The 25,329-nt window shown below is 34.7% G+C and carries 22 protein-coding genes and 1 pseudogene; 17 read left to right on the top strand and 6 right to left on the bottom strand.

The features are described from left to right. Nucleotides 1–108: 108 nt before the first annotated feature. The 4 genes from BP18_RS09850 to BP18_RS09835 all read left to right on the top strand — a co-directional run bounded on the left by BP18_RS09850 (nucleotide 109) and on the right by BP18_RS09835 (nucleotide 4,052). Nucleotides 109–822: a GntR family transcriptional regulator gene (locus BP18_RS09850; protein WP_007725116.1), complete on the top strand. Its 714-nt coding sequence runs from the start codon at nucleotides 109–111 to the stop codon at nucleotides 820–822. A 184-nt stretch (nucleotides 823–1,006) separates the two neighbouring features. After that, nucleotides 1,007–1,894 (top strand): ROK family protein, encoded by an 888-nt coding sequence (locus BP18_RS09845; RefSeq protein ID WP_007725110.1) that lies wholly within the window; start codon nucleotides 1,007–1,009, stop codon nucleotides 1,892–1,894. A gap of 291 nt (nucleotides 1,895–2,185) precedes the next feature. Further along, the gene (locus BP18_RS09840; RefSeq protein WP_007725108.1) at nucleotides 2,186–3,325 is read left to right on the top strand and encodes an acyl-CoA dehydrogenase family protein; all 1,140 of its coding nucleotides are present in this window, start codon (nucleotides 2,186–2,188) and stop codon (nucleotides 3,323–3,325) included. Between the two features lie 133 nt (nucleotides 3,326–3,458). Then, a complete protein-coding gene (locus tag BP18_RS09835; protein WP_007725106.1) occupies nucleotides 3,459–4,052 on the top strand; it encodes a chorismate mutase family protein in 594 nt (197 codons plus the stop codon). A 102-nt stretch (nucleotides 4,053–4,154) separates the two neighbouring features. Here the strand turns inward: BP18_RS09835 and BP18_RS09830 are convergent, their stop codons facing one another. Together BP18_RS09830 and BP18_RS09825 are read right to left on the bottom strand one after the other, a co-directional pair. Continuing rightward, entirely contained in the window at nucleotides 4,155–5,474 is a 1,320-nt protein-coding gene (locus BP18_RS09830; RefSeq protein ID WP_007725104.1) for a DUF438 domain-containing protein, read from the bottom strand. Nucleotides 5,475–5,478: 4 nt separating this feature from the next. Beyond that, nucleotides 5,479–5,703 (bottom strand): DUF1858 domain-containing protein, encoded by a 225-nt coding sequence (locus BP18_RS09825; protein WP_007725102.1) that lies wholly within the window; start codon nucleotides 5,701–5,703, stop codon nucleotides 5,479–5,481. A 492-nt stretch (nucleotides 5,704–6,195) separates the two neighbouring features. Here BP18_RS09825 and BP18_RS09820 point away from each other — a divergent pair, with 492 nt between their 5' ends. The 9 genes and pseudogenes from BP18_RS09820 (at nucleotide 6,196) to BP18_RS13025 (ending at nucleotide 17,757) form a co-directional block, all read left to right on the top strand. Then, nucleotides 6,196–7,248 carry a bifunctional glycosyltransferase family 2/GtrA family protein gene (locus tag BP18_RS09820; protein ID WP_007725100.1) on the top strand — a complete coding sequence of 351 codons (1,053 nt, stop codon included), beginning with the start codon at nucleotides 6,196–6,198 and terminating at the stop codon, nucleotides 7,246–7,248. Then, nucleotides 7,245–9,455, top strand: a complete 2,211-nt coding sequence (locus tag BP18_RS09815) for a glycosyltransferase (protein ID WP_007725098.1) — start codon at nucleotides 7,245–7,247, stop codon at nucleotides 9,453–9,455. The genes BP18_RS09820 and BP18_RS09815 overlap by 4 nt, the downstream gene beginning before the upstream one ends. Then, nucleotides 9,452–11,302 (top strand): hypothetical protein, encoded by a 1,851-nt coding sequence (locus BP18_RS09810; protein ID WP_007725096.1) that lies wholly within the window; start codon nucleotides 9,452–9,454, stop codon nucleotides 11,300–11,302. Before BP18_RS09815 ends, BP18_RS09810 begins: the two co-directional genes overlap by 4 nt. Before the next feature lie 145 nt (nucleotides 11,303–11,447). Further along, a complete protein-coding gene (locus tag BP18_RS09805) occupies nucleotides 11,448–12,170 on the top strand; it encodes an EAL domain-containing protein (protein WP_007725093.1) in 723 nt (240 codons plus the stop codon). Between the two features lie 62 nt (nucleotides 12,171–12,232). After that, nucleotides 12,233–13,330 carry a GGDEF domain-containing protein gene (locus BP18_RS09800; RefSeq protein WP_007725092.1) on the top strand — a complete coding sequence of 366 codons (1,098 nt, stop codon included), beginning with the start codon at nucleotides 12,233–12,235 and terminating at the stop codon, nucleotides 13,328–13,330. Between the two features lie 406 nt (nucleotides 13,331–13,736). Then, a pseudogene (locus tag BP18_RS09795) lies at nucleotides 13,737–14,204 on the top strand (GNAT family N-acetyltransferase); the annotation flags it as partial. 526 nt (nucleotides 14,205–14,730) lie between these two features. After that, on the top strand, nucleotides 14,731–15,981 hold the full coding sequence (gene codB, locus BP18_RS09790) for a cytosine permease (RefSeq protein ID WP_007725089.1): 1,251 nt from the start codon (nucleotides 14,731–14,733) through the stop codon (nucleotides 15,979–15,981). Nucleotides 15,982–15,997: 16 nt separating this feature from the next. After that, the gene (locus BP18_RS09785) at nucleotides 15,998–17,269 is read left to right on the top strand and encodes a cytosine deaminase (RefSeq protein ID WP_029278233.1); all 1,272 of its coding nucleotides are present in this window, start codon (nucleotides 15,998–16,000) and stop codon (nucleotides 17,267–17,269) included. A 371-nt stretch (nucleotides 17,270–17,640) separates the two neighbouring features. After that, on the top strand, nucleotides 17,641–17,757 hold the full coding sequence (locus BP18_RS13025; protein WP_155860443.1) for an IS3 family transposase: 117 nt from the start codon (nucleotides 17,641–17,643) through the stop codon (nucleotides 17,755–17,757). A 254-nt stretch (nucleotides 17,758–18,011) separates the two neighbouring features. On the opposite strand, the gene BP18_RS09775 is transcribed toward BP18_RS13025, so the two are convergent. Then, a complete protein-coding gene (locus BP18_RS09775) occupies nucleotides 18,012–18,635 on the bottom strand; it encodes a trimeric intracellular cation channel family protein (protein ID WP_081835489.1) in 624 nt (207 codons plus the stop codon). A 325-nt stretch (nucleotides 18,636–18,960) separates the two neighbouring features. On the opposite strand from BP18_RS09775, the gene BP18_RS09770 reads away from it, so the two are divergent. Further along, nucleotides 18,961–19,791 carry a squalene/phytoene synthase family protein gene (locus BP18_RS09770; RefSeq protein ID WP_007725080.1) on the top strand — a complete coding sequence of 277 codons (831 nt, stop codon included), beginning with the start codon at nucleotides 18,961–18,963 and terminating at the stop codon, nucleotides 19,789–19,791. A 49-nt stretch (nucleotides 19,792–19,840) separates the two neighbouring features. On the opposite strand, the gene BP18_RS09765 is transcribed toward BP18_RS09770, so the two are convergent. The 3 genes from BP18_RS09765 to BP18_RS09755 form a co-directional block, all read right to left on the bottom strand. Further along, on the bottom strand, nucleotides 19,841–20,443 hold the full coding sequence (locus tag BP18_RS09765) for a hypothetical protein (RefSeq protein WP_007725077.1): 603 nt from the start codon (nucleotides 20,441–20,443) through the stop codon (nucleotides 19,841–19,843). Nucleotides 20,444–20,621: 178 nt separating this feature from the next. Beyond that, nucleotides 20,622–21,164 carry a DUF2812 domain-containing protein gene (locus tag BP18_RS09760; RefSeq protein ID WP_007725074.1) on the bottom strand — a complete coding sequence of 181 codons (543 nt, stop codon included), beginning with the start codon at nucleotides 21,162–21,164 and terminating at the stop codon, nucleotides 20,622–20,624. Nucleotides 21,165–21,166: 2 nt separating this feature from the next. Beyond that, complete coding sequence (locus BP18_RS09755; protein ID WP_007725073.1) at nucleotides 21,167–21,481, bottom strand: PadR family transcriptional regulator; 315 nt, start codon at nucleotides 21,479–21,481, stop codon at nucleotides 21,167–21,169. Nucleotides 21,482–21,760: 279 nt separating this feature from the next. Here BP18_RS09755 and BP18_RS09750 point away from each other — a divergent pair, with 279 nt between their 5' ends. From BP18_RS09750 to BP18_RS09740, 3 genes are all read left to right on the top strand, one after another. Further along, nucleotides 21,761–22,435 (top strand): response regulator transcription factor, encoded by a 675-nt coding sequence (locus BP18_RS09750; protein WP_029278229.1) that lies wholly within the window; start codon nucleotides 21,761–21,763, stop codon nucleotides 22,433–22,435. Beyond that, complete coding sequence (locus BP18_RS09745) at nucleotides 22,432–23,670, top strand: sensor histidine kinase (RefSeq protein WP_029278227.1); 1,239 nt, start codon at nucleotides 22,432–22,434, stop codon at nucleotides 23,668–23,670. Before BP18_RS09750 ends, BP18_RS09745 begins: the two co-directional genes overlap by 4 nt. A gap of 277 nt (nucleotides 23,671–23,947) precedes the next feature. Further along, nucleotides 23,948–25,327 carry a glycoside hydrolase family 1 protein gene (locus tag BP18_RS09740; RefSeq protein WP_029278225.1) on the top strand — a complete coding sequence of 460 codons (1,380 nt, stop codon included), beginning with the start codon at nucleotides 23,948–23,950 and terminating at the stop codon, nucleotides 25,325–25,327. Nucleotides 25,328–25,329: the final 2 nt, after the last annotated feature.

Raw genomic sequence — 25,329 nt, 5'->3', positions numbered from 1 at the left:
AAGATGGATTGTTAAAAAATAAAGATTTCGCTATACTAAAGGTAGAGACTGTTTCTGCAAAAACTGATAGGTTGTAAAAAAATTGGTAGCGAAAGGGGCAATGGAAAAATGAAAAAATATATGATTATTTCTAATGATATCCGCAATAAAATTTTAAAAGGCGAATACATTGCCAACCAGCGACTACCTTTTGAAAAAGATTTGTGCATACATTACGAGTCTAGTAAAATGACAATCAAAAAAGCAGTAGATATTTTAGTTACAGAAGGCCTGATCATTAAAAGGCGAGGTTCTGGAACCTTTGTAAAAGATTTGAATCCTGAAGAAATTGAGCGTATTGCTATGGCAAATCAATTTCGTGGGACAACGGCTCTTTATTCTGATAAAAAAGTTTTTAGTAAAATATTAAACTTTTCAATTGTGACGGCACCAGAACATGCAGCTAAAAAACTGAATCTTACGGAAGACACTTTTGTGTATGATATTGGTCGTGTTCGTTATGTTGATGATAGACCAATTGTAATAGAAAAAATGTATATGCCTATTGATCTTATACCAGGTATTAAAGAAAAAAATATCAAAGGATCGATTTACGAATACATTGAAAATGAATTACTTCTGAAGATTCAAAGTGCGCACAGAACAGTTTCTGTGCGCAAAGCCAAAAATAGTGAAGCAGAGGAGCTTGGAATTGAAAATGGAGATCCTGTAGCTGTAGCAGAACAAGTTGGGTACTTAGATACAGGAAATGCGTTTGAGTTTTCTACTTCAATTCATCGCTATGATGAGTTTTCGGTGGAAATGGTATTGAATCGCGATTAAATAAAATTAAACGAACGGTTTATTCTGTAAAAAATAGATAAGTAAAAAGGCCAGTTTAGAGGTTAGCTCTTTGCTTGGCTTTTTCCTTATAAGAAAGAATAGCTAATAGGAAATTTTGAATACAGAGAAACTGAAATACCGCGGTAATGAAAACGTTATTATTAAAATGATGGAGAGTGAATATATGAGTATTGTAGTGTTTGATATTGGCGGATCTGCAGTGAAATATGGGTTATGGGAAAACGAAAATTTAAGCAATAAAGCTTCATTTACTACACCAAAAAGTTGGAACGATATGAAAGAAGAAATGTTAGGAGTTTACCACTCATTTAGCGAAAATTATTCAATAGATGGTGTCGCAATTAGTGCTCCAGGAGCTGTTGATGCGATAGAAGGAACCATTAGTGGCATCAGTGCAGTTCCCTATCTTCATTATTTTCCAATCAAGAAGGAATGGGAAGATTTATTTGGTGTACCCGTTTCAATGGAAAATGATGCAAACTGTGCAGCGTTAGCAGAGTTATGGCTTGGAGCCGCAAAAGACATCCAACATGCTTTATTTATTGTTATTGGTTCAGGTATCGGTGGTTCAGTAATCATTGATCGAAAGCTATTTAAAGGCAAAGATTTATTTGGCGGTGAATTTGGGTACATGCTCTTGGATGGTAAGCATACATTGAGTGAAATGGGAAGTCCGGTACATACTGCTGAACGTTATAGTAAAGAATTAGGCTTAGATGTAGTGGTTGATGGAAAATTTCTTTTCCAAGAAGCTGATAGAGGTGAGCCAATTGCGATGAAATATGTGGATGGTCTTATTGATGCGCTGGCACTGGGGATTTATAATCTTTCTGTCAGCTTTAATCCAGATATGGTTGTAATCGGTGGCGGTTTATCCACACGCAAAGACCTTATTCAACGTCTGAATGAAAGAGCAGCCTTTTACTTAGAGCGTCAGAAGGCAGAAGATTTAAAACTAGTAATTGAAGTGTGTAAGTTTAACAATGATGCCAATCTGATTGGTGCTGTAGCTCATTTTGAACAAACAGTGGATTATAAAAAAATAGGATGAAGTAAGAAACTAATTTTAGTATCGGATAAGAATTAAAAAAACTAAATACGTCTAAAAAGCAGCACTATTGTGTACAAATAGTGCTGCTTTTTATTAAAGACAAAACTGTATTTTAAAGAATAACCTGTAATTTTGAAAAAGCCGTTCTATCAAACTAATCTTATAGTTAAGAAGAAAAGAAACGGATGGATTATCACTTCTCGCCTTATTTTTTTGATAGAAACTTGCAGATTGGTTATAACTTGCATTATGTTTAATGAGAAAGTTTTAAATAGGAGAGAGGAAGATTGCGTGTTTTTAAATGAAGAACTTCTAAAAGGAATACATAGTCGTGCTGAAATGTACGACAAAGAGAATAGCTTTCCGCATGAAGATCATGTTGCATTAAAAGAAGCGGGATATTATAAAGCTTTTGTACCCAAAGAATATGGGGGACATGGTTTGAGTCTGAAAGAAATTGCTCACGAGCAAACTCGTCTAGCAAAAGCAGCTCCTGCTACTGCCTTAGGTATTAACATGCATCAAATTATTGTAGGTGTAGGAAAATATATGGTACGCCATGGAAATAAAAAAGGAGAACAAATTTTAAAAGATGCAGTAGAAGGACACTTGTTGTCATTTGCTATCTCTGAACCGGCCAATGATCGGGTTTTATTCGGATCTATTTGTGAAGCAAAACTGGAAGAAGATGGCGGCTATCGATTTTATGGGCCTAAAGTGTTTATATCAATGGTTGCCGAATGCTCTCGTATGGTGACTTACGGCATGGACGAAAATAATGGCGACCCGCAATCAGTTTTTGCGTATGTAGAAAACAATGCTAAAACAATTAAAATCAAACCAGATTGGGATACACTTGGTATGCGTGCAACGCAATCGTATAGTGTGGATTTAGCTGGTGCTTATGCCTCAAAAGAAAGCATATTAACAAAAGTAGAACCTGGACCAAGTTTTGACCCAGTTGTTTTTGGAATATTTTCTCATTTTGAAATTTTACTAGCAGCAACATACCATGGAATTGGAAAACGTGCGCTGGAATTAGGAATTGTAAGTGTGAAAAAACGCAAATCAATCGCTCAAGGAACGACGTACGATCAAGATAAAAATATTCGTTGGCGTATCGCAGAATCTGCTTTAATTCTAGATAGCATTCAGCCTCAAATTGATGTACTAGCAGACGATGTCGAAAATGATAGTGATCATGGAGACTTATGGATGCCGCGCTTGTCAGCTATTAAAAACTATTCTGTTGAAGCGTCTATCAAAACGGTCGAGGAAATGGTAAGAGCAAGTGGTGGGCGTTCATATTACAATGATACCGAATTATCTCGTTTACTACGCGATGTCTACGCTGGATTGTTCCAAACATCTGACCAAGAATCACTCCACGATTCATGGGCAACACTATTGCTGGGACCGATTCAAAAATAATTTCTGTTCGTAACAGTAGTAGTACGAAAATAAAAAATGATCAAGATAAAATAGAACTTCAGCAACTTCGTCATCTTTATTACTATAGAAGCAACGAACCAATTCTTTAAATAGAAAAATGGAGGAATTAAGTATGAAATTTGAATCAAATGAAGGATCAACAAATCATTATGATGAACGTTTTTTCCTGATTGATGAAAAGATTTGTGATTTATTAAACCAACGTAAAGAAGTTCTGGGGAAAAATACAATTTTTCCACCAGATGAGGTGATTTCTAGGTTGGCCGACGAGTACGACCTCCAGGAAGAGTATTTACAATCGCTCTTTACAACAATGGCAATGGAAGATAGTCTCAAGCCAATGGTTGTGCCTGTCAAATTCAAAAAATATGTGCCAGTACTTAAGATTTATGAAAATGATGGAGTTATGTATACGGTGACCTTTATTCGGCAATATGCTAACGCTAGCGTACTATACTTGCATATGGATTGGGAAGAGAAAGAAGATGCTAACTTTTATCCTGATATGCTTGATTTGTTTATTAATGATACGTATTTCTGCCATTCAGAAGGAGGCGGAGGAACAACAGAACATGCGAGCCATAGCTATATTATTTCACCTGCTTTGCCAGATGATCTTACTGGAATTGAACTTGTCTTTAAAGAAGCTGGCAGACCTTTTGTAGAAAATCCAACTGGTTTTGAATTTACAATTAGCTTAGGATAACCAAAAAACTATCAAACAACCTGTCATCCTTATATGGAATGATGGGTTGTTTGATAGACTTAGTTCCAATAGTTGTCCTGACTTTAATATTAGTGAATAAGGCTAGTTGTTTTCACTCAACAACCGATGTTCTCCGTGGATTTTTTGAATTTCGGTAATATCTTGTGTGACTTCTAAACAGCCTAGGTAGTCAGTTGTTTCAGGATCGTGAATAGCAAAATAACGAATATAAATCATTTTTCCGCGTAAATTAATCCAAAATTCGGCTTCATTTCTTTCTCCACTTCTAAAATCATCAAGAATTTTCTGAACCATATGCATACTTTTAGGTGGATGACAGTTGATCACTTCGCGTCCTATAACAGAATTTGTACGGGGAAAAACGCGATTCTTTCCTTCTGAATAGAAACGAACGCGATCTTCATTGTCCACGAAAGTTAAATCTACAGGTAAAACGCCAAAAATTGCCGTTAATTCTTTTAATTGAAGGACACCTGTTGGTAAAACGATAGAACCTTTACTTAATGAATTATCTTGCCAATCATAGTGTTCCGTTTCGGTAATAGGAGGGGCCTCAGAAATAGCTGCTGTCATAGCTGCTGCTTTTTTTGCTGCTTCTGATCGATTTTCTTGCTGATCTTTTTCTTGTGCTAGAGCATCTTTACTCGGCTTCCAAGACAAAGGCTTAGGGATAAAAGCAAACCCAATATCTAAGCTGTCTTCAGCAATCCATTGCCAATCTGCTAGGGAAAACACATCTAAAACCATTGGAATCATGATTTCTTCTTCTTTAAAAATCATTTCATCAACTTCTGTTATAATGTGCTCTATTTTGTCTCTTAAAGGATTAATGGCAAATTTTTCGCTACTTAAATAAAAGTTCACATCTTTGATCGCAGAGCGTATATCGTCATCAACACCCCACATGACTTTTGGGGGTGCAGTAATGCCGTACCGTTCCATATAAGAAAAAATCAACGTTTCTTTTCGAGCATAATGTTTATCAATTTGCATCAAGTCTAATAGAGCGTGTTGCAGGCGTTTTTTTTGAGAAAAGTCACCGGTAGCAAATCGGTCAAAAGCTTCTTGGATTTCATCTTCTAAGAGTGAGCGGATTACTCTGTTTTCTAGTTTTAAAGTGTGAACAGGATGCCCCGGATGTTCATGTTCGTAATTCGAACGATGGATATCTCTAATGGAACCTTTAAATACAGCCGCATGAACATTACATAGATGTTGGATTTCTGAAGGATCCAAACCGCTAGCAATTAATTCTCTTTCTGCAGCTGTAATTTCGCTGACATCCACCCCATCAAAAGACTCATCAAAAAGACGCTTGGCTTCTTCAAACTCTCCGCCTTCATGAAGCAACGTTAAAATCTCAACAATTTTTTTCTGACGCTGAACAGTATTGTTTTCCATAAATTCACTCCTTAATGGTAAAGCCTAATTGTTCCAATTGATCAATAATGACTTGTAAATCAACTTTTTTCATCTTTGCTCCCTTTGGAATAGTCATATACCTTCCCACAGTCGTTAACATGCCAGGTGTTTGAATATCTTTTAAACCTAAGTCAAATAAAACATGTTGGATTTCCGGATGTGCGGTAACTAATTCGTAAACAGAAGAGCCTAAACTGATTTCTTTCATAGCGAATCTCCATTTCTAAAATGTTGGAATTTATTGTTAATTATATCACATATTAGAGAATATAAAAGACTGAATAACAAGATGAAAGAGATCGTTATTTAAATTTACTACTAAATAGTTTGTTTTTTTCCTATATTTATAGGCTTTTTAAAGAGAATTCTATCTGGAAATACATCTGTTACAATGAGTGGTTTTGTATTGTTAGTTAAGATGAGTTTAGGAAATGTTGAACAATTAAATGGGTTGTATTAACTGATATGGATGAAAAAGGAGCGAAAATAGTAAAGATAAAAAAAGAAATCATTTGATGATAACTAATTGTGAACAAAATTGACATAATAGATCAATGGAAAAATTGATTTCGGTATAAATTAATGGAATAAAAAAAAAGTCTGTGCTATAAATAAAAGAATCTAATTTTTGAAGAATCCAATGATTTTTTGAAAGTTAAAGGCTGAGAATTTAAACCTTAGTTAATTAAAGGGGAATATTATGGAAAATATAGTAATTGTCATACCATCTTTAGAGCCAGATGAAAAGCTCCTAAGCTTGTTGGAAACTATTAGATCAAGGCAATCAGTTACAATACCAATCGTGATTGTAGATGATGGGAGTGGCATTGCATTTGAAAAGTATTTTCAAATTGCAAAAGATAAATTTGACTGTATCGTTCTAACGCATGAACAGAATTTTGGTAAAGGACGAGCTTTAAAGACAGCTATGAACTATGTGTTGAAGCATTTTGAAAAGGCTAAAGGAATCGTCACGATTGACTCAGATGGACAACATCGATACAAGGATATGGTCTTTTGTGTTGATGCTTTTAATGTTCATAAAGATGCATTAATTATGGGAGTAAGAAGTTTTGATGGGAAGGTACCTTTTAAAAGTAAATTTGGAAATCTTCTAACAAGGAGAATAATGAAAGTCATAACAGGAATTAAATTAACAGATACTCAAACGGGATTAAGAGTTATTCCCCGTTTCTTTATGGAGCAGTTAGTAAATACTTCAGGTGACAGATTTGAGTACGAAATGAGCATGTTGTTGGAAGCGAAAAAGCAACAGGTACGTATTGTAGAAGTGCCCATTAAAACAGTTTACATTGAAGAAAATCAATCGTCTCATTTTCATGCTTTGTTCGATTCGATTGCTATTTATGCCGTTTTTATTAAATATCTTTTTTCATCTGTTTTTTCTTTTTTTATTGATATCAGTATTTTTTCTTTAATTATTTATTTTATAGGAGAAAGTAATTTTCAAGCTATCACGATAGCTTCGTATATTGCGCGCAGTATATCTTCATTATTTAATTATCTGGTAAACAATTATATCGTCTTTAAGAATGGTAGTTCTAATAGCTTTATTAAATACTATGGTCTAGTTATTATACAAACATTTATCTCAAGTTTATTCGTTTCATTGGTACATAATGTGCTAATGGATTTTAATCCTACGCTAGTAAAGGTAGTGATAGATTTATTACTATTCGTCATTAGTTTTTATGTTCAAAAAAAATGGGTTTTTCATAAGGTGGTCAAATGAAAGATAATAAAAAGATACTTTATTTAGCAGCTGTTCTATTTTCAGTCATTTATTTAGTGTGGAGACTGTTCTTTACGTTACCTTTATCAGGATCATTATTTGCCCTTATTTTTGGTATAGCACTTTGGGTGAGTGAAGTCGTTTCAAATTTCACAGCATTTATTTTGATTTGGAGTAAGAGCAAAGAAAAAATATTGGAAAAACCGGTACTAGAAAATGAAGCATACCCGCATGTAGACGTAATAATAGCAACACACAATGAGGATGTAGATTTATTATATAAAACGGTTAATGCCTGTGTTCATATGGAATACCCTGATCCTTCAAAAGTTCATATTTATTTATCTGATGATACTAATAGAAAAGAAGTTAAGGAATTGGCAAAACAATTCAATGTGGGATATGCAGGTTTTGAAAACAATAAGCATGCAAAATCAGGAAATTTGAATAATGCATTAAGTATGACGAATTCCCCATTAGTTGCAACTTTTGATGCAGATATGATACCTTATTCAAAATTTTTAATGGAAACCGTTCCTTATTTTATGGAAGATTTCAAGGTTAAAGATGACCCTAATCATAAACACCTTGGTTTTATTCAAACCCCTCAAAGTTTTTACAATGCCGATATTTTTCAATATAATTTATTCTCAGAAAATTCAATAGCTAATGAACAAGATTTCTTTTCTAGAGAAGTAAATGTATTAAATAATGCACATGATACAGCTATATACACAGGATCAAATACATTGATCCTAAGACAAGCGATTGAAGAGGCTGGCGGTTTTCCAACCAATACGATTACAGAAGACTTTCAATTAGGGGCAAAAATAAATAGTTGCGGCTATAGAAGTATTTCAACGCTTGAACCAATGGCCAGTGGGCTGACCCCAACTGATTTTCAAAGCGTCTTGAACCAGCGTGTAAGATGGGCACGCGGTGTTATCCGTAGTATCTATAATTTACGCATATTAACTAATCCTAATTTTAAATGGAATCAGAAATTGGTTTTTCTAAATAGTTATTTGTATTGGTGGTCATTTTTTAGGCGTCTTTTGTATGTATTTGCTCCAATTTTATTTACTGTATTCAACATTCGTGTAGTTGATACTGATTTTTGGATATTAATGTGTTTTTGGCTTCCTAGTTATTTTTTATTACAAAGTGCTATGACCAGCGTCTCGGGCGAAATAAGATCGCAACGTTGGGGAGAGATACAGGAAACAATCTTTGCACCTTATTTAGTAATACCTGTATTTTTAGAGTCTATTGGAATCACAGAAAAAAAATTCAAGGTTACGAAAAAGTCAGTGAACAAATCACGATATGAATTGTTATTTGTAGTTCCGCATCTAATAATGCTGCTCCTTTCACTTTACGGTTTAGTTAAATTTAATTATGGAAAATACGGTTCGGAATTATTGTATGGCAGTGTTATTACGTTCTGGTTATTACATCATATAGTGAATCTTGCATATGCCGTTTTATTCTCTCTAGGCCGGCCAATTTATCGTAAATTCGAAAGGTTTTATGCCAAAGAAGCGATAACGATAACTTGCTTAAACCATAGTTATTCACTCTATACGACAAACATATCAGAAGAAGGGCTGTCATTCTTTTCTGAAGAACCAATTTATTTCCCACCTGATGAATGGCTCAATTTTGTCATACAAACAGAAATAAATAGTGTAGAGGTTAGAGGGAAAATTGCCAGATTGATGGAACAATCTGATGGGTGGCTATATGGCGTTTGGATTGAAAAACCGGAACGTGCTAATAAACAAGCCTATTTTCAATTGGTTTATGATCGAAGTAATCAATATTTGCCTAAGAAGCATGATGTGTGGCTAACACCTTTAGATGGTTTAATAGACAATTTTATGCACCATTTTTCAATTAAAAAAATAGCTGCTCCCAAAAAATTATCTAAATTTCCAATAATTACCCTGCATGAAAGCATTGAAATTCAGAATACTTCTGTAGTATTAAAAGAATTTGATTTTCAGACAATGGTTATACAAAGTGATAGTGTAGATATCATGCAGAAACAAATGGATGTTCTATATAAAAACGTACTGTTTAAACTTACGTTATCTGTGTCTGATTTAAGTACAGGGAATTATGTTTATTTAGTAGAGAATATAGATGAACTAATTGAGGATAGTGCTTTTCATAGTTTATTAAAGGATTGGAGAAACAAAAGATGATCATTATAGTATTACGTTTTTTTCTGTTTTGTTTGTCAACGTATGGGTATCGAATTTACATTGAAAGAAAGTTTGGCTATCCATCAAAGCTGTCTTTAATTGTTGTCTTTTGTGCAAATATAATCGTTTTGTATATTGCTTCTTTATTAGGATTTTTATCTGGCACTGCAATTGCTATGTTTCTAATCGGGCTACTTCTTTTTAGTGTGAACCTATTTAGAGATAAAAATGATAGTAAAATTAGGCTCTTTTCGTTAGATTTGACTAGAATATGGATGATCGGTTATTTTTTGATTTTTTCTGTTATTCTATTGCAATCCAGTCTTGTTCACTATGACAATTTTTCTCATTGGGCTGTAATCGTCAAGTACCTTATTACAGAAGCTTCATTACCTACAGCGACAACAGGGATTATTAGCTTCACATCCTATCCTATTGGATCTTCTCTGTTTGTTTATTATGTTACTTTAATTGTTGGTTATCATGAAGGCGTTATGTTGCTAGGACAGTTTATGCTTATTATGGCTGCACTCTATTCTCTATTTTCAGTTATACGAGATTCTTCTAGAACGCTTATGACAAGTAGTCTATTTTTGACTATAGCACTATTTAATTATTTTAATATAGCTATTAGGATGAATAACTTATTAGTGGATTTTATATTGCCACTGTTAGCACTAGCGGCTGTTTCAGGCATTTATGTGTTGAGAAAAAACTTTTTGCTTTCTTCGATTCATACAATCCTGTTATTATCAGTTTTAGCTATTGTTAAAAATAGCGGATTATTTTTTGTTGTGATCGTGCTGATTTATTATTTGTACACCAGCATAAAAAATTTCAATAAAGAACAGTCTAAAATAATACTCCTAGTTGTGGGAACTGGCTCAACAGTGATGTTTTCTATTTCCACGTTTATATTATGGGAAGTACATGTAAAAAACACATTTACAGAAGAAGTATCTAAACATAGTGTGAATATTAGCTCTTATCAAGATATATTTGCAGAAAAAACAAACGAGATAACCACTCAGATTATACACACTTTCACTTCAACTGTTATAGATTGGCATAGTTTATCTACTCAAGGAATTATATTCGTAAATGTAATCTTTATTGGGGCATATTTAATTATTAGAGTAGGATTTAAGAGAAAGAATAGCTTGATTAAGATGCTATTTTTGACGGATGCTATAGTTATTCTATATTATATAGGGATACTAGGAATGTTTTTATTTTCTATGCCTATAGAAGAAGCTTTAGTATTAGCAGGGTTTGAAAGATATGCTTCAAGTATGGTTATTTTTTCTTTAGGGATTCTGTCTATAACTCTTGTACAAGAAATGGATTCTCTTCTCTATGAACAAACTATTGCTATGCGAAATCATAGGTCTTATAAAAGTATCAAAACAAAAAAATATTATCAATACAGTTCGATTTTATTGTTATTCTTTTCTACAGGATTAATTTTATCAGAAAGCAATGGGATGATGTTCAGTAATAAAAATTATGAGAATGAAATACCTTATTTGATAAAAAACATTACTGGAGATAACCAAGTTTTGAACAATGCTAGTTATTTGATAGTAAGTGCAGATAAAGAAAGCATTGATAGTTATTATACTCAGTATGTAGGGAAATATTACTTATACTCAAATCAGGTGGATGCAATTGAAAACTTTATTATTTCAGACGAAGAATTTATATCCACTTTATCCAATTATGATTATATAGTAGTAATTGACGAACACTATACTTTTAATGCCTTAGCTAAAAAAATTCTAAATATCAATATAAAGCAGCAGGTTTATAGTTCTGAGGAGTTACTTGCTAATTATAATAATAGATAGATTAGATTTAACTGTTCCTTATGAACTCAGTGTGATTTATAACCTTAGCCATTCTCTATTTTAAATAGTCACATGAAAAACGTAGCGCCATCTTATTATCTTACGTAAATGACCGATTGAAGTAGTAGTAAGGGGAGGGCTTTAAATGGATGAATTTCAACTTCACTTCCAGCCTAAATTCGATGTACAAGACAATCGAATTGTTGGATATGAAATTTTATTAAGAAATAAAGAACAAAATCCGTATTATCCAGCAGTGAAAATGGATAACATTATTCATAATAAAGAAGAGCACAAACAATTTTTAGTATGGTTTCAAGAGGAACTGGTGCAGTTGTTAAAGTCATTTCCAGCGATTCAATTTTCTATTAATTTTGCACCAAAACAATTATTTTACCCGGAGGCCCATATTTTTTTCACTAACATGCAGCCATATGCTAAACAATTGATCATCGAAATAACAGAAGAAGCACCATTATTTGCTGCTTCAATTGAACCTGTTGATTCTTTAACGTTTGATAAGAAATTCCACTCTATTTTTGCATCAATTAAGGCAAAAGGTTATTGTATTGCATTGGACGATGTTAGTTCAGGTATGAATTCTTTAGATGAGGTCTTAAAATATGTTCCTTATCTAGATCAGATTAAATTTTCAATTGTAAAATGTGCTAAAAAAGATTTAAATGAAGAAACCTTGCATCTTTTCTTGAACGCGTGGCAACAATTTTCAGAAGACTATCATCTCGGTTTTATCGTCGAAGGTATTGAAGATCAAGCAACAAGTGATGAATTGAAAGAACAAGGAATTTTGATTCAGCAAGGTTACTATTTTGGAAAACCTTCAAAAAATATAAAAAAGTGTTGTTAAGTAATTACTGAATTTCTTTACTTTATTATTCTCTGTGACTGGCTGATGGAAGGAGTTTTTTTATGCTGTCATCTGTTTTCTTGAGTGTTATTGCCAATATTTCGATTCTCTGTACAGCATCTTATATATTTGTTAAATTGATTCCAAAAGAAAAAAAATATACACTTAACCTGCAGAAAAAGTTGATAATGATTGGAATAGCTAGTATGACAAATTTTATTTTAATGCTTTTTTCGGTTAACTTGCCTAAAGAAGCGATAATAGATTTTAGACATATTATTTTAATTTTGTTGGTTTACTATTTTGGACCTACAGTTTCTATTCCAACAGCTTTTTTGATTTCAGTGTTGCGTTTGTTATTGGGAGTCAATCCTGCTTCGACTCGAACAGCATTTATGTATATTGTGCTGGGTCTTTTATTGCCGTATGTCTGTAGTAAGTTAACGAAACGGTTTAATCAATACGCTGTTTTATCATGGCTTAATGTGGTTTGTGTTTCAGCGATTACTTTAAACTTGTTTTTTTTCTATGATGATATTTTATTGAGTTCTCTTATTTGCATCAGCTTGTTGATTCTTTCGAGTATCGTAGTTATTGTAGTAACTGCTTTTATAGAAGACTTGATAAAGAACCTTCATTTGTATTTAGAGATTCAAGAACAAGCACAAATGGATTACTTGACAGGATTGTACAACATGAGAGTATTTAATAAAAAATGGCAAACGATTCAAGCGGATAAATCAATTGCTACGACTGCTTTTATGATGTTGGATATTGATCATTTTAAATGGATCAATGATACTTATGGACATGCGAATGGAAACTTTATCTTGCGACAGTTAGCAGTAATCCTGCAAGTTGGAGCTCCTGACAATGAGCTGATCTATCGTGTTGGCGGAGAAGAATTCTGTATAATTTTAAACAACCTGCCATATGTTGAACAAAAAAAGACTGCTGAAAAAATCAGAGCTAGTGTAGCAAGTAAAGAATTCTTATTAGAAAATGGAGCTGGTATTTATATAACTGTATCGATTGGTTTGGCTGCCTCTACTCAAAAAAAAGATATGAAGAAACTCTTTCGACTAGCCGATCGTTGTTTATACATGGCTAAAGATCAAGGGAGAAACAAAGTAATTGGAGCAACAATGGAAAATGAGTAGATTATAAGTAAATTTATTTCCATCCACAGAAAGAATAACTTATTGGAAAATAATATTGTTTTCTGATTGGCTATTTTCAAAAAAACTAAGAGCCCATTTCTATATTATCCAGAGAGAATTGCTTATATATAGCAGTTCTCTTTTTTTTACATTTGTAAGCAAACTATTTCAATTCACTGCAGCCGCAAGCATAAATCATGAGTCTAAAGCTTTATTTTTCTAATGAGAATAGTGAAGAGTATAAATATATCAGGTATTATGTGTATAAAGAAAAATTATGCTGGGGGAGAATGATTATATGAAAAACATAGGGACACAACAAATAGAAACAGATCGTTTAGTCTTGAAAAGGATTACGATAGAAAATGCGGAAGATATGTATCATAACTGAGCAAGTGATGAGGAAGTAACAAAATATTTAACATGGAAGCCGCATAAAAGAATCGAAGATACAAAAAACGCCATCTCAAGTTGGGAAAAAGAATTGGAACAAGAGGATTGCTATCGTTGGTGTAGAGAATTAAAAGACAACCAACAAGTAATAGGAACTATCGATGTCGTCGATATAAATAGTGACATTGAATGTGCAGTGTTTGGATATTGCATGTCTAAGAACTATTGGAATCAAGGAATTATGACTGAAGCATTTACTGCTGTAAAAAACTTTTTGTTTGAGCGTGTTGGATTTAATAGAATAGAAGCCAGTCACCATACTGAAAATTCAGGTTCTGGAAAAGTTATGAAAAAGGTTGGAATGAGTTTAGAGGGAATTAAAAGAGAAGGAGCAAAAGATAACGAGGGAAACCTTTGTGATATAGCAACTTACTCTATCTTTAAAGCAGACTGGGAAAAAGAAAAGTTGTATAATTTTTAATGTTGATAGAATAGTTAACTAGCTTAGTTGAAATTTTCGGAGGAATAGGAGGTGCTTGTAGACATGTCAAGTAAAGTGTTCTATGCGAAAGGGACGAAAAGCGTTTAGTCCCAAATCTTCTAACGCATCAATTATCATCTTCGTTTATTCAAGGAAGAGGGGCACACATTTCTCGCTCTATCTTTTTGTTAAAAGTCTTTTCACTACATTGTTCCTGTAGGGAACGGTTGTCGTATCTGCTCTTTTGTCTTAATTGTATACAGTTCATTACATTTAGACATCTTAGTGGGGAATTTTCTAGTTGACAGAGAAACTATTTTCTGGAATAATAAACTTAATTAAATACAGGTACCTTTAAACCAGTCCAGAGAGACTGACAAGGAAGCGGATAAAATCTAAGAGAAATGTGTGCAGGTGTATATGTATACACTTTTCTCTTAGATTAAAGAAAGAGGCTGAATGTCAGGAAAACTGATATTCAGCCTCTTTTTGTGCTTTTGGTACCCATAGAAATGGGAGGAACAACATGAAGAAAATCGATACAGAGTTTTCATTACAAACGGTACCGCAAACGAGCCGTAATTCTTTTGCAAAAACAATGGCTGTAATGCTGGGTTTTACCTTTTTTTCAGCCAGTATGCTAGCAGGAGGGCAATTGGGATTAAATTTGACTTTCTCTCAATTTTTGCTCGTCATTCTGTTGGGAAACTTGGCACTTTGTCTTTATACCGGAACATTGGCGCACATTGCAGCTAAAATGGGATTGTCTACCCACTTGCTGGCAAAGTACTCGTTTGGTGAGAAAGGTTCGTACTTACCATCCTTCTTATTGGGCTTTACGCAAGTAGGATGGTTTGGAGTCGGTGTGGCGATGTTTGCTGTTCCGATTGCAAAAGAAATGGGCTGGAATAGTTACTTGTTGATTTTTATCTTCGGGATGGTTATCACTCTGGCTTCTCTTTATGGGATGAAGTCGCTGGTGATTCTAAGCTTTATAGCGGTTCCTTTGATTGCGATTTTAGGAAGCTACTCTGCCATAGAAGCAATAGAAACCATGGGCGGACTGAGAGCGTTATTCGACTATGAACCAAAAACGAGTTTAACAATATCGGCTGCTTTGACTATCTGTATCGGATCCTTTATCAGTGGCGGAACGTTGACAGCTGACTTTGCACGTTTTGCAAAAACTTCGCGGTCAGCTGTTGCAGCTACCTCAACAGCTTTCTTCTTGGGTAACTCACTGATGTTCCTATTTGGAGCTGTGGGGGCAATGGTTTATGGGCTTTCAGATATCTCAGAAGTCCTATTCTTGCAAGGGCTGACAATACCGGCAATTTTGGTACTGGCTTTGAATATCTGGACAACCAATGATAATGCACTTTACGCTTCTGGTTTAGGATTTGCTAATATTACGAAAATCTCTAAAAAATTCTGGGTTTTTGTGAATGGAATTATTGGAACTGTATTAGCTATGTGGATGTACACTAATTTTGTCGGCTTTTTGAACTTGCTGAGCGCGGCTATTCCTTCTATTGGAGCAATCATTATTGCAGATTACTTTTTTGTGAAACACCGCAACTATACCAGATTTGAAGAAGCGACTTTTGTACCAATCAACTGGATAGCTCTTCTAGCTTGGGCTATCGGTGTAGCTTTAGCCCAATTCGCACCGGGAATCACACCACTCAACGCATTAGTGGGAACAGCTGTGGTTTATACAGGACTGATGAAACTACCGGTAACTAAGGCAGCATTAAGGTTTGAAAAAAATAATTAATGAAAGTGTGGAGTATATGATTATTCAAAATGCAGCTCTAAAAGGAAAAAAAGGACTTTGGCAAATCACGATAGAAGACGGAATGTTTACCCGTATTGAACCGCAACTAGAGGTTGTAGAAAAAATAAATGATGTTTTGAATGTCAACGGTTCACTGGTGCTTCCGCCGTTTATTGAACCACATATTCATTTAGATACAACTTTGACAGCAGGCGAACCGGAATGGAATCAAAGCGGAACATTATTCGAAGGCATCCAGCGTTGGTCTGAACGCAAGGCTTTTCTAACACATGAAGATGTTAAAACACGTGCAAAAAAAGCCCTGCAATGGCAGATTGCTCAAGGAATCCAGTACGTACGTACACATGTGGATGTTACGGATCCCAATTTGACGGCCTTAAAAGCTATGCTGGAAGTGAAAGAAGAAATGGCACCCTATGTCGACATCCAACTCGTTGCATTCCCGCAAGAAGGCATCTTATCTTATCCAAATGGAAAAGAACTGATGGAAGAAGCCTTGAAAATGGGAGCTGATGTAGTGGGCGGCATTCCGCACTATGAATTCACTAGAGAATATGGCGTAGAATCGCTTAAAATTGCTTTTGATCTGGCTGAAAAATATGATCGTCTAGTTGATATCCATTGCGATGAGATTGATGACGAACAGTCACGTTTTGTGGAAGTTGTTGCAAAAGAAGCTTACGAAAGAGGAATGGGCTCACGTACAACTGCCAGCCATACAACAGCAATGGGATCATACAACAACGCGTATACCTCTAAATTATTCCGCCTATTGAAACTATCTGATATTCGTTTTGTTTCTAATCCGTTGGTCAACATGCACCTACAAGGGCGATTTGATACGTATCCGAAACGACGAGGCTTGACACGTGTTAAAGAATTGTTGGAAGCCGATTTAACGGTTTGTTTCGGTCATGACGACATTTATGACCCGTGGTACCCGTTGGGAACAGGAAATATGCTGCAAGTTCTGTTGATGGGGCTGCATGCGACACAGCTGACAGGCTATGAAGAGATCATGAATGCCATGGATCTGATCACGATTAACAGTGCAAAAACGCTGCACATTGAAGAACGTTACGGCATTGAAGAAGGAAAGCCAGCTGACTTTATCGTTCTTCCGGCTGAGAATGAATATGAAGCCATCCGCAGACAAGTACCGGTCCGCTACTCTTACAGAAGTGGAAAAAAAATTGTAGAAACCAAATTAAGCGAAACTTGGTCATTGGTAGACGGATTCGAGGAACCTGTGCAATTTAATCGCTGAAGTAAGGACGAAAAAAAAAAATCTTCAAAAAAAGACAGTCATAGGATAAAAATTAAAAAGCCCGTCCAGATAGTGACCCCTAAAAGTTAGAAAAAACTAACTTTTAGGGGTTATTTTTATGTCAAAATACAGCTGTATATTAAAATGCAAATTGTTCGATTTTATGTAGCAGGTGATGGAAAATATCGGTTTTTAACTAAAAAATGTGATATGAAAGCTTGTTCTCAAGTACAAGGATGGGATTATCAAATGAAAGTAGATACCCGCAAACTTGAAAAACAAGGCATTTTTCAAAGCATGTCTCGCAAGGGAAACTGTTTGGATAGTTCCCCTATGGAAAAAAATTAGTATTTTAAAACAAGAAAACTATTATGAAACTGTTTATCGGAGTTTTAATGAGGCGAAAACAGTATATCGGCTATTACAATACTAAACGAATGAAAGGAAAGTTGAACTGGGTGAGTCCAAGTCAATATAGAGAATTATAAATAAATATCTTTGCAGACACATCTGCCTTAAGGTCTTAAATAACAGTGAGAGATTTGAAAATACAAAAAATGGAGTAGAATGAACTACTCCGAAAAAAGCTTGATTTTTTTAGGGTCAATATATTTTTTTGAAAGAAAGTTTTTGTCAATAAAAAACTAATAATACTGTATAAACTCTAAGAATTTACAGTTAAACATCATTACCAAAGGTTTATTAGTTTCGCATACTCTTTATAAAATGTTTTTAAACAGAACTATTCTCTTTCTTTTTTAAAATTGAAATAGTGGGGAAGGTTCCAATTAAAGTAAGCTGATAAGATTCTTAAAACGACAATTGAAATAAATAAAATAATAACGACATACGGACCTCTTATCCAATCCAAACCAATAATTAAACCAGCAATGGCAGCCCATAAAGCGTAAACTTCTGAATAGAAAATCATCGGTTTACGTCCAGCAAATAGATCTCGTAATATTCCACCACCAGTACCAGTCATAATAGCAGCAAGAACGACTGCAATTATGGGAACTTCCATAGATACGGCATAATTGGCGCCTTGAATAGCAAATGCGGCTAGACCAATTGCATCAAAAAACACGATGCTTTTTTTCCAAAGGCCTCCCCAGATACTCGGTAGAATCAAAACTATCGTAATAGTTAAGAATGCAAACTTAAATAAAGTACTTTGCATCCAAATATTTTGAACTGGAATCCCAATGACCAAATTTCGGATAAGCCCTCCACCGGAAGCCGTTGTAAAACCTAAAATATAAACTCCTAATATGTCATATTTTGCTTCTAAGGCAATAAAAGCCCCACTTATAGCAAAGGCTATTGTACCTATAATATTGAGAACTTCCCATGTCACATCTGTCATTTCGAAGTCTCCTATTCTATGATGTATACTTATTCCTTATTTTAGTACGAAAGAATTATAAAGTAAAATAACACTCTTTAATACAGAGAACTTCTTCATACGTAGATTAAAAAAATTCCTTAGAAAACCAATTTATTTAACTGAATGTTAACAATAAATAGAGTGTTATTGTAGCATTACATTCAGATAAATCCAAAAATTTTATGGATAACACATAAAAACATAAAAAATTCTAATTTCTTTCTTAATTTGTTCCGTAGCATTATGAATCTTTTTGATATATTCTGTATAATAGAGATAATTTAGTTTAAAGGACGGCGAAATAATGAACAAAGAGAAATACCCTAAAGATGCCATGCGAGTTTTAAAAGAAACTAGCCGAACATTTTATATTCCTATTACTTTTTTGAAAGCAGATTTAAAATATTCAGTTGCATCTGCTTACTTAGTTTTACGAGCAATAGATGAGATTGAAGACCATGAGAGTATTCAAAATACGACCAAATTTGATCTTTTAATGCAATTAAGCGAGCTCTTCAAACGACCATTTACACAAGAGGAGTATTGCGACATTATCGCTCCTGTAAAAGAGCAATTACCTGAAGTGTCTATTCGCTTAGTCGATTGGATTCAAGCATGTCCAGAAGGTTCGCGTTCATTAATGATGGAAACAGCTAGTGAAATGGCATTTGGTATGGCAAAATGGGCAAAAGAAAATTGGCAAGTACATACAAAAGAAGATTTAGACGACTATACTTACTATGTTGCAGGTTGTGTTGGTGTTTACCTTTCTAAATTGTGGAACTGGTCTTATGGCCAAGAAACAAATGAAGAACTTGCGATTGAGTTTGGTCGTGGGCTTCAAATTGTTAACATTTTGCGTAACCAAAAAGAAGATAAAGAAGAACGTAGTGTCAGCTTTGTTCCAGATGATTGGTCAAGAGATCAATTGTTTGCATATGCAGATGAGAATTTAGCACAAGCGGATGCTTATATTGAGACACTTAATGAAAAAAGTACGATTCTGTTTTGTCGCTTGCCGCTTGCTTTTGCGCATAAAAGTTTAGCAGCTATGAAAAAAGGGGAGAAAAAAATGTCCCGAGCAGAAGTAGAGCAGACCGTTAAAGAAGTTCAAAAAGAAGTAGATGAAAAATAAAGTATAAAGAAGGCATTCTCGTTTGAGAGTGCCTTCTTTATACAATAGATTAATACTTCTTTTTAGGGTGACGATCAACGACTTCTGGATAGTTAGCAAGGATCTCTGTTCCAGCTTGGGTGATTTTATAGCCTCTGATAGTAAAACAAGGACTGATTTGATCTTCTGTCAACTCTGCTTGAGCTAGTTCCATAAGTCCTTCTTTATTCAACTTAGAGTACCCTTTAAGTCCAAATTGTTTCAAGACGGCTTTTAGTTGTGCAGCGTTTAAGTAGGGCAAAGAATCCATCGCCGACAACTGATTTGCGTACCCTTTTTTGATGACTTCTTTAAGAGCTTGTTCTGCATTGATGCCATAATCATATTCAAAATATTTAGGGTAGCCGCTGCTAGTTGTAAACGTGCCGAACTGAATACGCCATAACAAAATAAGATGACCAGGAAGGATGTCTTCTTTAAACCGCATCATGTTTCGTTTAGGAACTAAGCTTTCGGAACTGATACTCACCAAATCTAACCACTCTTTCAAGTTGCGTTTCGGTGAAATATAAGGAACTTCCTCGTGATTTTTATAGAGGGAAAAAATTTCTTTTACATCTGGATCGGTTAAATCAAGATGGCTGTTTTGTTTATCGCTATTATTTGTGTTCATGTAAAGCACCTCATTTCATTAGCCTATTTTAGTTACTCTTATATTCTATCATCAAGAGATAGAGGATGGTTGATATTTAATTTGAATTATATGTTGCAATCAATTGGTTACGACCTGAAATACATTTTATTTGCTCGTAAGAGATACCGTATTCTTCAAAAACAATCAAATAAAGATCTTAATTCTGCTCTAGTTGTTTGATTTTTTTAGTTAGATTAATGAAAAGCTTTACGTAGAGAATTACAATAACAAAGAAAAAAAGAGCTGTTATAACACCACTAATAAGGGACCTGGAGACAAATAAATTTAAGATTGTAAAAAAAAGCAACAAAAGTGACATAGCTGTTCCAAATCGAGTCCAGTGCGTTCTTACTTTTTTCAATAAATCAACCATCGAATCCTTGTCCGAAAAAATTTCAAGATCTCGAGATTCAGTCGTGCTAAGTTTTCTAAAATAAATCCAACTGCCTTGAAATATAGGATAAGAGTAAACCACTTCCCAACCTGCATCTTCAAAAATAGCTAGATACTCATCTAGATCTTCTAGTGTTTCTTTGTAGTCGATCCGATAAACATAATTCGCTGGAGGAGTTTGTTCAAAATGGTACCTTAAGTTCTTGTAACACTTAAAATGCCAACCTTTTAAATCCATATCATGCAAAAACTCTTGCTCTTTTTCTAATTGATCTACTGTAATAAACTTAAAGATTTTTTTCTCCATAATTATATCCCTCCCTTAGAATTCATATAAAGTTCTTTGATTCGAGCTTTCTCAATCTCTAAAATTTCTTTTCCTAATCGTGTGATTTGATAAATCTTTCGATTGTTTTCTTCTTTTACCGGTTCGATCAAACCATCTTTTTTCATCTTTGATAACGTTCCGTAAATGGTTCCTGGTCCTAGTGAAATTCGCTTTTTAGTCAGTTGTTCAACATGATCAATAATCGCATATCCGTGTCTAGGTGTAGCTAAAGATAAAAGAATATAGAATGCTGTTTCAGTCATTGGAAAATAAGACTTCTTTAATTTAGTATCCATTACTATATCACACCTCGATGTATTTGTTAGTTAAACTATATCACGGTGTGATATAGTTAGCAAGATAAAAGTATCGTACCGCGATATAGTTATCGTTGCCAGATCGTTAAAACAATAAATCAGATTAAAGCTTATCTACACCCTTTTTAGTATGTATGAACGTAAATAAAAGAATAGATACAGAGTGATGCTAAGAAAATTTACTGAAAATAAATGTTCTTGCGCATCTTAGCAGAGTAGAATATGCTAATCAAAAGAAGGTTTGAGGAGGTCTGGATAATGAGGTTGTTGATAGCAGAGGATGAAGCAGAATTAGCTCGTGCCATTCAAGTGATTTTGGAAAATGAAGGCTACACTGTCGATAGCGTTCATGATGGGAAAGATGCATATGAGTATGCTGTTTTGGCTGAATATGATGGGATTATTCTTGATATCATGATGCCGAAACTTTCTGGAATGGAAGTTTTAGAAAAATTACGAAGTGAAGGTAATCAGACCCCAATCTTGCTCTTGACCGCAAAGTCCGCTATCGAGAATCGAATCGATGGGCTGGATCTAGGAGCAGATGATTATTTAACCAAACCATTTGCGATGGGAGAATTACTAGCGCGTATACGGGCTATGACACGCCGGAAAACGGTCTTACAAGCGAATAATTTAACATTTGAAGACTTAGAATTGAACAAAGATATTATGCGTATCAGCAATGGTCAAGACGAGATAAAGTTATCAAATAAAGAATGTCAAATCTTGCAATTATTAATGGAAAATCCAAAACAAATTTTTTCAGCCGACCAAATGATAGAACGTATCTGGGGTTGGGATTCGGATATTGAAATGAACAGTATATGGGTACATTTAAGTAATTTGCGAAAAAAATTAGCAGAACTGGATGTTCACGTGAAAATAGTTGCCACTCGTGGTGTGGGTTATTCGCTGGAGGTTATTGAATGATAGAGAAGCTGAGGAAAAAATTTATTCTTGTTACGATGGCCGTAGTTTTTCTAGTGATGTTCGTTGTCTTAGTAGCATTGAATGTTACAAATTACTTTCATGCAGCAGAACGAGCAGATGAGATATTGAGCATCTTGGCTGAAAATGGCGGAGAATTTCCTGCTGAGGAATTTAAAAAACAAGAATCAGGAAACTTGCCGCCAAATCAGGCGGTTTCAGCAGAGACTCCTTTTGAGACCCGCTATTTTACTGTAATCACTAATTCAAATCGACAAATCATTCAAATTGATACAACAAGGATTCGGTCGGTTGATTCTGAAGCTGGCCAGATATACGCGGAAGAAGTTTTAACTTCTAACAAAACAAAAGGATATCTAGATGATTTTCGTTATAAAGTTGTAGAGAAAGAGGATGGAACCTTTTTATTGCTCTTCGTTGATAGTCAACGAGAATTACAGACTATGCGAACATTCTTGCAAAACTCATTATCGATTGGATTAATTAGTTTAGCTTTTATTTTTTTGCTGGTTTTCTATTTTTCAAAAAAAATTGTTAAACCTGTCCAAGAAAGTATTGACCGTCAAAAGCAATTTATTACCGATATGGGTCATGAAATTAAAACGCCTCTGGCTATTATTTCAGCTAATAATGACGTTCAGAAAATGCTTAACGGAGATACTGAATGGACCAAAAGTACAGGAAAACAAATTCGCCGTTTAAATGGTTTAATGGAAAGCATGCTTCAGTTAACACAGATGGAAGAAGAAACCTATCAACCTAAAATTGAATCCGTTGATTTCTCGCAAGTTTTACGTGAGACATGCGAACCATACATTCTGATTGGTGAACAAAAAAATGTTACTGTTTCATTAAATATCCAGCCCAATATCATTATCCAAGCAGAAATGGAGGCAATCAACAAGTTGTGTTCACTTTTAATGGACAATGCGAATAAATATGTTCGAGAACCGGGAACCATTCAAGTCCGTTTAGATAGTCATCAACATAAAATCAGATTGATTGTTTCCAATACTGTTAGTGAAATGCCACAAAATTTTGATCGGCTATTTGATCGTTTTTACCGGGAAGACCAAGCAAGAAGGCACACTGCTGGTGGATATGGCATTGGATTGTCATTGGCCGCTGCTATAGTTGAAAGCTACCATGGACAAATCAAAGCTAGCCCGTTGAATGAAGAAACCATTGCTTTTGAAGTTGTAATGCCATTAAAATAAAAAATTTGGGCAAGTCACTGATATAAATCAGAAGACTTGTCTTTTCTTTGTCCAGTTTAGGTATCTTTATTTCGTCATTTTCGATAAAAAAGTGCCGTTCATAGTATGACCAGACAGACCAAATAATCGCTTCTATCTTTTAGAAAATACTTTGCAAATGAAAGGCTTTACATGATTCGTGTTGTAATATATTCTGGTCTTTACATAAAAATAAAACTTTGCTAGAGTATGAGTATAAACCGATTACATTTTAAATCTAAAACGAGGAGACTAGACGATGACTAAATTTTTCTGGGGTAACTCAGTATCAAGCATGCAAACTGAGGGAGGATGGGACGAAGGTGGTAAGAGCCCATCTGTTTATGATGTAAGAGAAGCAACAGAACATGCAAGTGATTGGAAATTTGCGAATGATAATTACCATCAGTTTGAACAAGATCTAGATCACATCAAGGACTTAGGCATGAATATGTATCGGTTCCAGATTTCTTGGTCACGAGTGATTGAAAACGGTAACGGTGAAGTGAATGAAGAAGGCATTGCTTATTATGATCGATTCATTGATGGACTAATTGAAAGAGGCATCGAACCGATGATCTGTCTGTATCATTTTGACATGCCTTTGTATTTAGCAGAAGAGTATAATGGGTTAGTTTCAAAAGAAGTACTGAATGCCTTCGTCAGATACGGAAAAGAAATGGTCGATCGTTATGCGGATAAAGTGAAGTACTGGATCGTATTCAATGAGCAGAATCTCTATCATGTACCAGAAGCATTTAGAATCAGTGGATATTTACAGGGAGAAAAGACGGCAAACGAATTATATCAAATTTTACACAATGTCATGGTGGCTCATGCTGAAATTGCCAATTATCTTCACGAAACAACGGACGCTCAGATTGGTGGAATGTTAGCTTACAGTGAAGTTTATCCAGCTACTTGCAAACCTGGAGATATTCTAGCAGCTAGAAAATGGGATGAATTTGTAAACTATACGTTACTTGACGCTTATACAAAAGGAACGTATTCAAAAGAAATGATGCAGTTTGTGAAGAACAATGAAATTGATATGAACATATTATCTGGAGAATTAGAAACAATTCAAAATCAGAAGAATGATTTTATAAGTTTTAGTTATTATGCTTCGTCAACCATCAGTGCTGAAAAGATTCCAGCGGGAACCATTCCAAATGAGTATATGGATTACGGTAGATTAGACAATCCGCATTTAGATACTACGGAATGGAACTGGCAGATTGATCCACTTGGATTCCGAGATGTGTTAAACAAATTGTACCAGCGCTATCAGTTACCCGTCTTTCCAATTGAAAATGGTATTGGAGTGAAAGAAGAGTGGGATGGAACGAATCTAATAGAAGATGACTATCGCATCGATTATCATAAGAAACATTTATTAGCCATGTATGACGCTATGTACATCGACGGAGTAGAAGTAATGGGCTATCTTGGATGGGGCTTGATTGATATTTTGAGTTCACAAGGAGACATGCGTAAACGTTATGGAGTAGTGTATGTGAACCGTGATAACCATGATCTGAAAGACATGAAGAGAGTTCCGAAGAAAAGTTATGAATGGTTCAAAGAAGTCATTAAAACAGATGGGAAGTGTTTGACTGAAGGAGTTGACAGAACCTGACA

Source organism: Carnobacterium jeotgali MS3, from assembly GCF_000745125.1.
GTDB lineage: Bacteria > Bacillota > Bacilli > Lactobacillales > Carnobacteriaceae > Carnobacterium_B > Carnobacterium_B jeotgali.
This window is presented reverse-complemented; position numbering and strand designations above follow the sequence as displayed.

What these genes read in the sequence shown, in the direction of transcription:
- BP18_RS09850 (WP_007725116.1), top strand. Translation starts at nt 109, where the DNA reads ATGAAAAAATATATGATTATTTCTAATGATATCCGCAATAAAATTTTA.
- BP18_RS09845 (WP_007725110.1), top strand. Translation starts at nt 1,007, where the DNA reads ATGAGTATTGTAGTGTTTGATATTGGCGGATCTGCAGTGAAATATGGG.
- BP18_RS09835 (WP_007725106.1), top strand. Translation starts at nt 3,459, where the DNA reads ATGAAATTTGAATCAAATGAAGGATCAACAAATCATTATGATGAACGT.
- BP18_RS09830 (WP_007725104.1), bottom strand. Translation starts at nt 5,474, where the DNA reads ATGGAAAACAATACTGTTCAGCGTCAGAAAAAAATTGTTGAGATTTTA.
- BP18_RS09825 (WP_007725102.1), bottom strand. Translation starts at nt 5,703, where the DNA reads ATGAAAGAAATCAGTTTAGGCTCTTCTGTTTACGAATTAGTTACCGCA.
- BP18_RS09820 (WP_007725100.1), top strand. Translation starts at nt 6,196, where the DNA reads ATGGAAAATATAGTAATTGTCATACCATCTTTAGAGCCAGATGAAAAG.
- BP18_RS09815 (WP_007725098.1), top strand. Translation starts at nt 7,245, where the DNA reads ATGAAAGATAATAAAAAGATACTTTATTTAGCAGCTGTTCTATTTTCA.
- BP18_RS09810 (WP_007725096.1), top strand. Translation starts at nt 9,452, where the DNA reads ATGATCATTATAGTATTACGTTTTTTTCTGTTTTGTTTGTCAACGTAT.
- BP18_RS09805 (WP_007725093.1), top strand. Translation starts at nt 11,448, where the DNA reads ATGGATGAATTTCAACTTCACTTCCAGCCTAAATTCGATGTACAAGAC.
- BP18_RS09800 (WP_007725092.1), top strand. Translation starts at nt 12,233, where the DNA reads ATGCTGTCATCTGTTTTCTTGAGTGTTATTGCCAATATTTCGATTCTC.
- codB (WP_007725089.1), top strand. Translation starts at nt 14,731, where the DNA reads ATGAAGAAAATCGATACAGAGTTTTCATTACAAACGGTACCGCAAACG.
- BP18_RS09785 (WP_029278233.1), top strand. Translation starts at nt 15,998, where the DNA reads ATGATTATTCAAAATGCAGCTCTAAAAGGAAAAAAAGGACTTTGGCAA.
- BP18_RS13025 (WP_155860443.1), top strand. Translation starts at nt 17,641, where the DNA reads ATGAAACTGTTTATCGGAGTTTTAATGAGGCGAAAACAGTATATCGGC.
- BP18_RS09775 (WP_081835489.1), bottom strand. Translation starts at nt 18,635, where the DNA reads ATGACAGATGTGACATGGGAAGTTCTCAATATTATAGGTACAATAGCC.
- BP18_RS09770 (WP_007725080.1), top strand. Translation starts at nt 18,961, where the DNA reads ATGAACAAAGAGAAATACCCTAAAGATGCCATGCGAGTTTTAAAAGAA.
- BP18_RS09765 (WP_007725077.1), bottom strand. Translation starts at nt 20,443, where the DNA reads ATGAACACAAATAATAGCGATAAACAAAACAGCCATCTTGATTTAACC.
- BP18_RS09760 (WP_007725074.1), bottom strand. Translation starts at nt 21,164, where the DNA reads ATGGAGAAAAAAATCTTTAAGTTTATTACAGTAGATCAATTAGAAAAA.
- BP18_RS09755 (WP_007725073.1), bottom strand. Translation starts at nt 21,481, where the DNA reads ATGGATACTAAATTAAAGAAGTCTTATTTTCCAATGACTGAAACAGCA.
- BP18_RS09750 (WP_029278229.1), top strand. Translation starts at nt 21,761, where the DNA reads ATGAGGTTGTTGATAGCAGAGGATGAAGCAGAATTAGCTCGTGCCATT.
- BP18_RS09745 (WP_029278227.1), top strand. Translation starts at nt 22,432, where the DNA reads ATGATAGAGAAGCTGAGGAAAAAATTTATTCTTGTTACGATGGCCGTA.
- BP18_RS09740 (WP_029278225.1), top strand. Translation starts at nt 23,948, where the DNA reads ATGACTAAATTTTTCTGGGGTAACTCAGTATCAAGCATGCAAACTGAG.